Source organism: Marinobacter sp. DSM 26671, from assembly GCF_900112835.1.
GTDB lineage: Bacteria > Pseudomonadota > Gammaproteobacteria > Pseudomonadales > Oleiphilaceae > Marinobacter > Marinobacter flavimaris.
In genome coordinates, this window is sequence record NZ_FONF01000044.1 from 1 (window position 1) to 10273 (window position 10273).

13 protein-coding genes and 1 pseudogene are annotated in these 10273 nt (G+C 53.5%); 8 read left to right on the forward strand and 6 right to left on the reverse strand.

All coding sequences use genetic code 11. The features are described 5' to 3' along the window. Both BM035_RS21625 and BM035_RS21630 read left to right on the forward strand, forming a co-directional pair. The coding region (locus BM035_RS21625) for an ATP-binding protein (protein WP_175497450.1) at window positions 1-281 on the forward strand (281 nt) is incomplete at its 5' end. A 290-nt stretch (window positions 282-571) separates the two neighbouring features. After that, complete coding sequence (locus tag BM035_RS21630) at window positions 572-874, forward strand: hypothetical protein (protein WP_092034356.1); 303 nt, start codon at window positions 572-574, stop codon at window positions 872-874. 135 nt (window positions 875-1009) lie between these two features. On the opposite strand, the gene BM035_RS22730 is transcribed toward BM035_RS21630, so the two are convergent. Further along, the gene (locus tag BM035_RS22730) at window positions 1010-1183 is read right to left on the reverse strand and encodes an RSP_7527 family protein (RefSeq protein WP_175497451.1); all 174 of its coding nucleotides are present in this window, start codon (window positions 1181-1183) and stop codon (window positions 1010-1012) included. A gap of 126 nt (window positions 1184-1309) precedes the next feature. Here BM035_RS22730 and gcvA point away from each other — a divergent pair, with 126 nt between their 5' ends. Together gcvA and BM035_RS21640 are read left to right on the forward strand one after the other, a co-directional pair. Next, window positions 1310-2188: a transcriptional regulator GcvA gene (gene gcvA, locus BM035_RS21635; RefSeq protein ID WP_092034357.1), complete on the forward strand. Its 879-nt coding sequence runs from the start codon at window positions 1310-1312 to the stop codon at window positions 2186-2188. Window positions 2189-2237: 49 nt separating this feature from the next. Continuing rightward, complete coding sequence (locus BM035_RS21640; RefSeq protein ID WP_092034359.1) at window positions 2238-2900, forward strand: hypothetical protein; 663 nt, start codon at window positions 2238-2240, stop codon at window positions 2898-2900. 66 nt (window positions 2901-2966) lie between these two features. On the opposite strand, the gene BM035_RS21645 is transcribed toward BM035_RS21640, so the two are convergent. Together BM035_RS21645 and BM035_RS21650 are read right to left on the reverse strand one after the other, a co-directional pair. After that, window positions 2967-3521 carry a hypothetical protein gene (locus BM035_RS21645; protein WP_092034361.1) on the reverse strand — a complete coding sequence of 185 codons (555 nt, stop codon included), beginning with the start codon at window positions 3519-3521 and terminating at the stop codon, window positions 2967-2969. Continuing rightward, window positions 3521-4606, reverse strand: coding sequence for a hypothetical protein (locus BM035_RS21650; RefSeq protein ID WP_092034363.1), 1086 nt, complete (start codon window positions 4604-4606; stop codon window positions 3521-3523). The genes BM035_RS21645 and BM035_RS21650 overlap by 1 nt, the downstream gene beginning before the upstream one ends. A 291-nt stretch (window positions 4607-4897) precedes the next feature. Between BM035_RS21650 and BM035_RS21655 the strand changes: the two genes are divergently transcribed. Beyond that, the gene (locus BM035_RS21655; RefSeq protein ID WP_092034365.1) at window positions 4898-6289 is read left to right on the forward strand and encodes a hypothetical protein; all 1392 of its coding nucleotides are present in this window, start codon (window positions 4898-4900) and stop codon (window positions 6287-6289) included. 84 nt (window positions 6290-6373) lie between these two features. Here BM035_RS21655 and BM035_RS21660 read toward each other — a convergent pair whose 3' ends face one another. Continuing rightward, window positions 6374-7174: a class I SAM-dependent methyltransferase gene (locus tag BM035_RS21660; protein WP_092034366.1), complete on the reverse strand. Its 801-nt coding sequence runs from the start codon at window positions 7172-7174 to the stop codon at window positions 6374-6376. A 131-nt stretch (window positions 7175-7305) separates the two neighbouring features. Next, window positions 7306-7848, reverse strand: coding sequence for a nucleoside 2-deoxyribosyltransferase (locus tag BM035_RS21665; protein ID WP_008172520.1), 543 nt, complete (start codon window positions 7846-7848; stop codon window positions 7306-7308). A gap of 130 nt (window positions 7849-7978) precedes the next feature. Between BM035_RS21665 and rho the strand changes: the two genes are divergently transcribed. From rho to BM035_RS21680, 3 genes are read left to right on the forward strand one after another with little or no spacing between them, the layout of a single operon-like run. Next, entirely contained in the window at window positions 7979-9049 is a 1071-nt protein-coding gene (gene rho / locus BM035_RS21670; RefSeq protein WP_008172519.1) for a transcription termination factor Rho, read from the forward strand. Window positions 9050-9087: 38 nt separating this feature from the next. After that, a complete protein-coding gene (locus BM035_RS21675) occupies window positions 9088-9300 on the forward strand; it encodes a hypothetical protein (RefSeq protein ID WP_092034368.1) in 213 nt (70 codons plus the stop codon). A gap of 31 nt (window positions 9301-9331) precedes the next feature. Next, window positions 9332-9931: a nucleotidyltransferase domain-containing protein gene (locus tag BM035_RS21680; RefSeq protein WP_254775561.1), complete on the forward strand. Its 600-nt coding sequence runs from the start codon at window positions 9332-9334 to the stop codon at window positions 9929-9931. Window positions 9932-10028: 97 nt separating this feature from the next. Here BM035_RS21680 and istB read toward each other — a convergent pair. Then, window positions 10029-10273 (reverse strand): annotated as a pseudogene (gene istB, locus BM035_RS21685) (IS21-like element ISSpu5 family helper ATPase IstB); the annotation flags it as partial.

The window sequence follows — 10273 nt, forward strand, 5'->3', positions numbered from 1 at the left end:
AGCGGGTCAGCCAACTGGCCAAGTACGACCTGCTGGTCATCGATGAACTGGGTTACCTGCCCATGACGCGGCAGGCCCGGTACAACCTGTTCCAGCTGATCAACAGCCTGTACGAATACCGGTCCATCATCCTCACCACCAACAAGGACTTCACCAGTTGGGGCGAGTTCTTCCACGACGACAACGTGGCGGTGCCGATCATTGATCGGGTCATCCACCATTCACACATCTTTATGCTGGGAGGAGAAAGCTATCGGCTGAAGCAGAAAACGACAGGCTAGACTATGAAAGGTGGGTCAATTTTATTGGCCAAAGGTGGGTCAAAATAAATGGCCATTGACACGTGTACAAAAATTGAACTTCGGCAGTGGGCAATCTATGGATCTTACGTATGCCTTTCCTGAGCCAACAATAAATGCGGCGAACGTACAAGGCCACATATCTTGCAAACCTTAAGGCAAAACCGGGATAGACCTATTTTGGATGGGGCCTAAGGGCATAGAATTGGCGAATGGTATCTACTGGGTGCGGATGTGCACCCAGATAACAACCGCGGCGACAGGCCCTCACTATGAATGTGGATAAAGCAAAAAAGCGTATTGCGAAGCAGGTTAAGAAGGGCTTTCACGGCTATCCGTTGGTTTCGCTGGAGTACTTTGGTAAAGCGAACTCTGGCAAAACGCCCGATTCAGCCAGCGAGGTTGTGATTTCTTATACCAAGGAAGAGGGCGCGGAGCCCCAGAAGCAAACGTTCGCAAGTGGCGGTGATGCCAGGGAAGATGAAACCATTCAGTCCACACTCCTCAAAATCATTGAGCGCGCGGATGCTAAAACGGTGACTGAGGTCGACGGCGTTTCTGATCTCCCTTCTTGAACGTCGCTATTACGTCAATCTTGACGCTATTTCCCACCTGTATGTCGGAAAAGCCTAAAAGCAGGCTGGTTCGCCAGCGCCGGCGAAACCAGCCAATTCATACTTAAGGTCATTGAGCACTGAAGGGAACACAGGTCAATGGCTGGTAGACAGCTTTGGCAGCTTCACGTGGAAAAAGGATTTGATGTTGGCTTTCAGTGACGCCGCCATCTGCGCGATGTGCTCACTACGCTGTTGCTTTGCAAGCTGGGTGTAGTAATCAATGTCGATGGTGCCGTCTTCGTTCAGTTTCGGAGCTTGGTAACTCATGATGCTGTGTCCTCGTTTGATAAGTGAGTCATTTCGATAGGGAGCATATTAATGAGTTTGAGGCTGTTGAAAAAGCGATCCTTTCTCATCAGAATGATGAATTAATCTCACCAGTCGAGCGAAGTTATGCGCCACCTGCCACCCCTGAATGCGCTTCGGGTATTTGAATCAGCCGCGAGACATCACAGCTTTGCCGCAGCTGGCAAGGAACTTTTCGTGACATCGTCCGCGGTCAGTCATCAGGTGAAGACACTTGAAGAATATTTGGGGCTTTCACTATTTGACCGCAGCAGGCGAACGGTGACTTTGACTCCTGAAGGCGAGCAATACCTGACATCTGTCAGGCACGCGTTCGACGAGATTGAAATGGCCACCCAACGCCTGACGGAGAACCAGGAATCCAACGTGGTCAAGATCAGCGTTGCCCCCAACTTCCTCACCCGCTGGCTGATGCCACGCATGGCCCGATTCCAAGCCTTGTACCCGGATATTGAACTGGAAATTAACGCCTCCATGGGGCTGCTGGATTTCGACCGTACCAGTACCGACATGGCGGTCTATTTCGGGAGTGGTGAATGGGACGACATCGAAGTGCATTTTCTGCGCAGAGTAATGCTGGTGCCGGTGTGTAGCCCGCAGCTATTGGAAGGTGAGTTACCGCTCGAAAAGCCTGAAGACCTGGCTAAACACACTCTGATCTATGTCAGCAAACGGAAGTGGGAGTGGGAGAACTGGCTGCAACAGTCGGGCGTTGATTTTATATCCGCCCGGGGCAGCCTGCAGATGTCCAGCGGGCAACTGGCCACGGCGGCGGCCCAGGAGGGCCTGGGAGTTGCGCTGGCTGATAGCACCCTGACGTCCCGTGAGATTAAATCGGGTAAGTTGGTGGTGCCGTTCGACATCCAGCTCGATACGAATCGGGCCTTCTATCTGGTCTACCGCAAACAACGTCCGCTGACCGTCGGGATGAAAGCCTTCAAGGAATGGCTGATGAGCGAGATGTAGGAAACCCGGACCGGGACAGATTTATTTGCTAAGAGCGTTCGACATAACCATGCATAGCAGCAGCCTGCGAGGCAGCGATTTCAAAATCACCCAGCATGGCGAGGCCATTCCGCACGCGGACTTGTTCTCGTCGTTTCAGGATACGGATCGCCTTGGCATCGTTGTCCCTCGTCGGTTAGAGGGCATTGGTGCAATGACCCTCATCATGGCCTACGTTACCGCGTTCTATGACCGCTATCGCGAGGGCGGGCCAGAGTTTTATGCCTACCCTGATTTCTTTACGTTTCAGCGAGAGGCGCCCTGTGCCGACTATGGCATGTTCGACATCTGGCCCAACCACAAGAACGTCCACGTTCCAAACGATGCGCAGAAGACCGCCGAGGCCATTACCGGGCGGGGCGTGAACGTTTTACTGGTTCCCGACAACGATGCGCGGGAGGTTGCGATTTCACCGGTTGAACGGGAAAGCGCCAGGCGCAATGTCCAGCAGTGCTATGCCTACTCGGAGTCCGGTACTGCGTCGTCGTCCGATCTTGTCATCGAGTGCCGGAGTGAACTGCTCCGGAGTTATGCATTGTCGGTTCTCGATTCCCTGCCTGCCGACGATTCAGTGCTGGAACAGCGCAGGCAATGGGAAGCACGACTGGCCGGAGAGACATTGCGCCAGACGTTTCGTGAATTGGACCTCGAGGATGCTTTGCGGAGGTTATAATTCGAACTATGGCCGACATTGCTGGATGCTGGCTTTCGTGGGTTGCTGGGCTACGCTCGCCCTGTTTTAGAGTATTTCCTCAATCGGATAGACGTACTGCAGGTACAGGTAGAAGAACAGCAGAGAGATCACCAGGATGATCACACCCAGTACTGGTGAACTGACCTTGATGCCGGAGGTCGACGCTTCCAGCGTGGAGACGCCCCGATTTCCTTCCTTGTCGGTCGCTTTCAGGTCCGCCCGAAATTGCAGCCACGAAAAATAGATGCCAGCTCCTACCAGGACAATGACGACGACAAAGATGATCCGCGACGACAACAATTGCCACTCGAATACGCGTTGTCGGTGGCCGTATCCTTCCGTACGGTAGTCGTAATAGGCCTTGAGGGCGGACTTCATAGCGGCTTGCCCTTCCGAGTCCATCAAATTTCCAGAGATGATCACCGGGGCCTGTAGCGGTTGGAGACCGCTCTGATCGTCCTCCGCTTCGAGGGCAGACTTCATGGCATCGATCCGTGAAGTATCCGCCAGTTCAGAGCTGTTTTCACGTTCCTCGCTCCAGGACATCGCCATCGGCCCCATCAACAAGGCACTTACGAATAATGCATGCCAAAATCGCATTATATGTTGTCCTCCAGGGCTGTCAGGAATTGGATGCTGCGCAGGCGCCAGTTGATACGCTCGTAATAGCCTTTGTCGGCCTCGGTTTGCTGGTAGGCCTCGAACTCAGCGTCGGTCAGGATGTTTCTGAGGATGGCCAGCAGATCGTTTGCGAGGCCGCTGCCCCAGTCATCCAATGCTTCGGGCAGCTCCGGCAGATCGGCGCCCTGAACCTGGATAGCTATGGGAGACATTATGGTGCCATCCGGACTAACGTATTCAACCAGGCCGTCCGGTCTCAGGCGCCGCTTTGACCCGTCCTGCCATGTCAAGACGATTGAGCCGTCTTCAAGAATGGTTCGTGTAGCGTCGGATGTCCCGACTGGGGTCTCCGGGGTGACGGAAGGCGGGCCGAGATGGACCTCTTCACGCTCCAGGATGCGAAATTCCTGGTTTCGATGCTCGGGCAGTAGCACCTCGAATTTCGGCAGGGCTTGAATGAGCATGAGGGACAAGTTAACCGCTAGTGTCTGGCAATGAGTGTTGTTGTCTTCGATGGCCTCTTGGACTTTGTCTCCCGGGTCTATGCGGGCGCAGAGTTGGTACCGGCCCGGTGGAATGTCTTTTGGCAGTATTGCCGAGGTGTGATAACGCGCGCGTTGCCGTGGAGGCAAGGTATCGGTATTGCTGACGCGTCCACCCTTGAGCAGGACGCCATCGAAGTAGTGTTCGTCGTAGCGGGCATAGCCAGTGGGCATGATTTTACGGGTTATGAAAATGTCGATCATGTAGCCGTTGTTGGATGACCGGGTCCCCTGTGCCACATGATCCCCGCGGTTTATGGCAGTCAAGGTGAGAGAAGTGCCGATGTCTTCTCCGGCGTTTGCGGTATCTGGCGCTTCTAGCCCGATCATCAGATCGGGCTGAGCCCAAGTCAGTCCGGGAGAGAGGGATAAGCCGAAAATCACAAAGAAGCAAAAATAAAACGGCGTATTTATGTTCTGGGGGGCGTGCCTTTGCAAACTGCTTTTTTTGTTAGACCCGTTCTCAATCTGGTCTTTGAGTGACCTAATCCCGGATGAAATTTTTTCCTTGAGTCTATTCATTTCGCCACATCCTTTTAGCCTGTTGATAGCGGCACAGATCGATAACTCCGGAAATATCTCGACCTAACGTTGTATAAAAAATATACACCCATATTGTTTGATTGTCGTCGGACAGCAAAAACATCCCCCGCGCCATGGCTTGCTGGATGCTGGCTTTCGCGGCCTCCTGAGCTATGCTTGCGTTATCTGGAGGCGGCCTTGGGGCGGCTTACAGGAGAAGCTAATCGAATAAGTGCAGAGTAGTGGCTGTAACAGGAGGTTCTGCCCAAGAAAATCGAAAAGGAATTTGTCATGAAAGATCGCTTCAACGGCACCCGTCTTGCTTTCATTATTGCAATAGTTCTCTCACTGTCGGCCTGTATTTCCCATCAGCGTTACCGTACCGAATCTGGTTTGTGTATTTCCGCCAATCCTCTTGACGAGTGCGCTCAGCATTCGCTTCAGGTATTTCAGTCGCCCAACGCCATTGATGAAAAGTATCATTTGGGCTTTGTCGAGTTCGACGACCAGGGGCAGCTCTGGGATCGCGAGCAATTGAGGGAGGTGATCGGCCAGGTTAATACCTTGGCCGCCAATCAGGATCTCTTGATGGTGGTGTTCGTGCATGGCTGGAAGCACAGTGCCCAGGCTGGAGACAGTAATATATCCAGCTTTCGAGAGTCTCTACGTCGATTGAGTGCGCTGGAGTCAGCTATGAGCACGAAGACCGGTGTGCCGTCAAGGGAGGTGGTGGGCATCTATCTGGGCTGGCGCGGTGGTTCCGTGAGTTTGCCTGGATTAAAGGAGCTGACATTCTGGGAACGCAAGAATACCGCCCATAAAGTAGGGCGCGGAGGCGCTACTGAATTACTCAGTCGCCTTGAGCTTGTGCAGAAAACAAAGCGGGCCCAGGCGCTTGCCGATGGTAAACCCCACCGAACCCGTTTTGTCGTGGTAGGGCACAGTTTTGGCGGAGCGCTGGTCTTTTCTGCGATGAGCGAGATTTTAGAGAACGGATTTGTACAGACTCATGGCCCGGACGCGGTGGTGAGCGATACTGTCGGCTTCGCGGATCTGGTTGTCCTGATTAACCCGGCTTTCGAGGCTGCGCGCTATGCAACGCTTAGTGATATGGCAAATGAGCGGCGGCGGTACTTTGAGAGCCAATTGCCAGTATTGGCGGTACTCACCTCTGAGGATGACGACGCCACTGGCCTGGCATTCCCCCTCGGCCGCTGGTTTTCTACGCTGTTTGAGACCGAGCGGGACGCCCAGCGTCTCAATCCCGTTGCCGGGGAGAACGAAGTTATCGATCAGGGCTCTGCGAATGTGACGGCATTGGGCCACTTCGATCCCTATCTGACCCATTACCTTCGTGCGGAGGAGACCCGTGCGGACGACGAGCAGGGCGGTTTCAGCGCATCCACGGCAGTTCAGACGTTCGTTGCAGCCAGCAAGGGCTGGGAAGCAGACAAGCCAGGTAGCCGCATCCCGTTTGAAGGCGCAGTGCTCGAGCGCACGGATTCCTCGGCCGGGCGAAATCCTTATTTGAATATAAGGGTGGATGGCGAATTGATTCGGGATCACAACGATATTTATGATCCAAGAATTGCGAGCTTCATTCGGCAACTGATTCTGATTTCTTCCCAGAGCCAGGATGAGGAAGATCGGGCAGATGCGCGAATAAAGATGGCCAACCCGTAGATACGGAGACAGATCCATCTTACTCGAAAAACCACTGTGAGCGCTGCGATAGTGGGCTGTCCGGTCGTGACAGTCATCCGTTCTCTATTTCGAACAAGTGTACAGAACGCGCAATAAACGCCTCTCGCTCGTTAACCTGTGAACGCCGGCCAAAAATCGCTGCACGCCCAGAAAGTTCTCTTCACCCTCACAGGCGATGAGTGCGTCTTTCCGTTTTTCGCGCGCATCGTGCCAACGTTTGGACAACAGAGCACAATTCGCGGTGGTATCGCGAGCTTCAAGCAGCTTGAGACCGGATTCCTGTATTAATTGCTCGTTGATGCCGGGAGGGCTGAAAAAATACAGACCGTCTGGGCATCGATTCTCAAGCTCTTCATAGGAAATCAGTCCCCCAATCACCAAAGCGTCGCTAAAGACGAATTTCCCACCAGGTTTTAGCAACCGTTGTGTGTTGGAGAGAACTTCTCGCCGACGAGGGACATGGCACAGGACATCCGTGGAATAGATGGCGTCGAACGAATCATCTTCATAGGGCAATTCTTCAGACGCATCGTGTTGCTCGAATTTCACGAGGTCGCTGACCTTCTCATCTTCGGCCAACGCATTCGCCGTTTTCACGCCCGATTCATTTATCTCGAACCCTAGAACCCTACAGCCTATACGCTTTGCCAGGCCGACAGCGTACCCGCCAGATCCACACCCTATGTCCAGGACCGATGAATCCGATGTCAGCTGAAGTAACTCGGGTATCTCGTGGGATTCTTCAGTCGAAACCCAGCTGGTTTGCCCATAATCCTCGCCATAGGTCTCCAGCCGGACCTCGCTGTAGGTTTCCAGCGAGTAATTGCTGTACGAGCTACTGTAGAGATCGATCTTTTTGCTCATGGATTCTTCCCTTCCTGTGCTGCCGGCTTTCGCTGCTAGGTAGTGGATACGGCAAACCGGTGGTCTTGTTTCACTGTAGCAACGCCTGCACTTCGTCACCACGAGCTAGCTTGGGGGAAACCGGGACAGATTTATTTTTTTATCGCCCTCACGCAACGACGGAACAGCTCGGCCGAAAAGTACCGGTGTTCGCCGGGCTGCTCTGCCACGAAGAGCTGGCCACCGGAACTGTAGATTCCGCCCTCGATCATCAGGTTGTCGCTCATTTCAAAGTCTTCAATGGTATGGCCCAGTTCGTCCAGGTCGGTGGCGCCTGCTCGTTCCCGGTAATATCGGCTTTCGAGGGTAAACCCGAAGGCGGGTTTACCCTGTCCGATCATGTAACCCACCTCAAAGACGGTGCCCGGGTCCGCGCTGATGCCGCGGAAGGGGGTCAGGTTGGCGATGATGGCCTGGCAGCTGTCCATCAGTTCCCGGTTGGCCCGGTAGATCCGATGCCCGCGCCTGAATTTCGCCTCGTTGGCGGACAGCGCCAGTTCAGTATCCAGCGGGTCTACGCCCTCCAGTCCGTTTTCCTGAAGCAGGCGTTTTTTCTCGGCCACGATGGCCTGATGTTCAGCTGCGGGGAAGAAAACTTCCGGGCCGGCGAGGTAGATTCGTTTTGGCTTCGTCATGGGTGCCTCATAGAGCTGATGAAACTGCAGGATAGCATCCAGTATTTTGGAGGTAGCAGAAATGGTGCAGCGTGGTCATACTCGCCAGCCTGTTTTCACGTTCCTTTGTGACCGTTCGGATGAGTGAAAATTGGGACAGACGTATTTTGTGCACGCTGGTGTTTTGCCTTGGGCGGTGTTTTTCGAAAAATATTTATCAAACAAGAGCTATCAAACAATCATGACGAGAAAGACATTAGGTTTAACCGGAACACGAAAAAAAGACCCTAAACCAGTGGCTACGGAAACCGAAGCTAAGGTTGAGGTTGAAAGTGAGGCTGATCCACAAAAACGTTTTTTAAATGCTGTGGCTATCAATCCCGCGCCGGGGATTCGCCTGGAGTTGGGTTCCGAACAGCTCACGGTGCGCGCGATGGATTTGATCACGCCGATTGGCATGGGGCAGCGAGGTTTGATCGTTGCGCCGCCGGGGTCTGGAAAATCGACGGTTTTAAAACATATTTGCCAGGCGGTGGGAAAGGCGTATCCCGAGATTAAACTCTACGCGTTATTGATAGATGAGCGACCCGAGGAGGTCACTGATTTCAGGCGTAGCGTCCCGGCTGAGGTACACGCTTCTTCTTCGGATGAAAGCTATGCTCATCACGTTCGCGTTGCCGATGAACTTCTTGATATCGCTCGCCAACAAGCGGGCGAGGGTCACAACGTTATGATTGTGATTGATTCTCTCACGAGGCTTTCGCGTGTGCATAATGCGGAGCGAAAGAGCAGCGGTCGTACTATGTCTGGCGGGATGGATGCTCGAGCGATGGAGATCCCGCGGAGGTTGTTTGGCGCTGCACGAAACATTGAGAATGGCGGCTCGCTGACCATTCTGGCAACCGTTCTGGTGGATACGGGCAGCCGCATGGACCAGGTTATCTTTGAGGAATTCAAGGGCACGGGGAACATGGAGCTGGTGTTATCGAGAGACGTTGCGAATCAGCGAATTTTTCCCGCGCTGGATATTTCGAAAAGCAGTACACGCCGTGAAGAGCTGCTGTTGGATCCAAAAGATTTAGACAAAATAAGAGCATTGCGCCGGGCGCTTGGCGGTCTCAAACCGCTAGAGGGCACAAAAAAGTTGGTGGAGCTGCTTGAGAAGTACCCCACAAACGCCGAGCTTCTGAAAAACATCCCCCATTCTTTTGACAAGGCGTAAGCGTAGCGTTCAAGACAGGGCGTTTTTGAGGAGTAGGTATGTTCCACATTCACGTCGAGCGGGTGCTTGAAAAGGATATTGATACGGTTTTTGAGGCCATGGAATCGGCTTTTCCTTTCGGGCTCTTTCGAGCCGAAGATGAACCCGGCGATGCCAACGATGCAGTCCTCGGCGCCAATGTCGCAGAGGTTTTCTGTGGTTTCTTCAGCCACAGTTTTAGAGAGGTGCTTTCCGACCCATTTTGGGTATAATTGTACCTTAATTGGGTATTTCGGGGTTTGTATGGGAAATCAACAGCTTTCGAAGCAAATGGGAATGGCGGAAGCGCTTTTCCCCGCGACCCGGCAAAAGGTTTTAAAGCTTTTTTTCTTGAGGCCCGATGCCGAATTTGCTCTACGTGAGGTAATTGATGCGGTTGGCGCAGGGTCTGGTGCAGTGCAACGAGAGGTAGCGCGGCTGGTCGATTGCGGACTCGTTTTTCAAGATCATCGAGGCCGGCAAAAGCGCTACAGAGTAAATCGAGAATCCCCGATTTACTTTGAGCTCGCCTCTCTGGTGACGAAATTGCTCGGCCCAGAATCTCAGATCGATGCTGCGTTGCAACCTCTGTACCCTGAGATTGATATCGCGTTGCTTTACGGCTCGGTGGCGAAGGGTGTTGATCACGCGGGAAGCGATGTTGATCTCTTGCTAGTATCCGACACTGTGAGTCTGGAAGATATTTTCGAGACCCTTGATCCGGCAGAACGTTCGCTCGCTCGGACAATTAATCCTACGGTGTATACTCGAAGCGACTTCAGAAGCCGTATTGTGAAAAAGCAATCTTTCCTTACCAGGGTCCTGGATGGGCCTTACATCCTACTTAAAGGGAATTTTGCATAAACCGCTGAAGGTTGCCACCCATTCCACGTGAAGCCTGCCACCCGGACCGGAGCAAGACTGCCACCCATCGGAGCGTAGCGACGCGGGGTTTCTCTTCTTACTCCGAAGTCTCAGTGCCCGTCAACCTTGCCTGCTGTTTTCGCATGGATTCCCCTCGCAGATTGATCTTGTAGGCGTTGTGTACGAGCCGGTCCAGGATGGCGTCGGCCAGAGTGGCGTCACCGATTACGCCATGCCATTCTTCGATGGGTAATTGGCTGGTGGCGATGGTGGAGCGCCTGCCATGCCGGTCTTCCAGGACCTCCAGCAAGTCTCGCCGATTCTCTGCGCTCAGCTTCATCA

What these genes read in the sequence shown, in the direction of transcription:
- BM035_RS21630 (WP_092034356.1), top strand. Translation starts at nt 572, where the DNA reads ATGAATGTGGATAAAGCAAAAAAGCGTATTGCGAAGCAGGTTAAGAAG.
- BM035_RS22730 (WP_175497451.1), bottom strand. Translation starts at nt 1,183, where the DNA reads ATGAGTTACCAAGCTCCGAAACTGAACGAAGACGGCACCATCGACATT.
- gcvA (WP_092034357.1), top strand. Translation starts at nt 1,310, where the DNA reads ATGCGCCACCTGCCACCCCTGAATGCGCTTCGGGTATTTGAATCAGCC.
- BM035_RS21640 (WP_092034359.1), top strand. Translation starts at nt 2,238, where the DNA reads ATGCATAGCAGCAGCCTGCGAGGCAGCGATTTCAAAATCACCCAGCAT.
- BM035_RS21645 (WP_092034361.1), bottom strand. Translation starts at nt 3,521, where the DNA reads ATGCGATTTTGGCATGCATTATTCGTAAGTGCCTTGTTGATGGGGCCG.
- BM035_RS21650 (WP_092034363.1), bottom strand. Translation starts at nt 4,606, where the DNA reads ATGAATAGACTCAAGGAAAAAATTTCATCCGGGATTAGGTCACTCAAA.
- BM035_RS21655 (WP_092034365.1), top strand. Translation starts at nt 4,898, where the DNA reads ATGAAAGATCGCTTCAACGGCACCCGTCTTGCTTTCATTATTGCAATA.
- BM035_RS21660 (WP_092034366.1), bottom strand. Translation starts at nt 7,174, where the DNA reads ATGAGCAAAAAGATCGATCTCTACAGTAGCTCGTACAGCAATTACTCG.
- BM035_RS21665 (WP_008172520.1), bottom strand. Translation starts at nt 7,848, where the DNA reads ATGACGAAGCCAAAACGAATCTACCTCGCCGGCCCGGAAGTTTTCTTC.
- BM035_RS21675 (WP_092034368.1), top strand. Translation starts at nt 9,088, where the DNA reads ATGTTCCACATTCACGTCGAGCGGGTGCTTGAAAAGGATATTGATACG.
- BM035_RS21680 (WP_254775561.1), top strand. Translation starts at nt 9,332, where the DNA reads ATGGGAAATCAACAGCTTTCGAAGCAAATGGGAATGGCGGAAGCGCTT.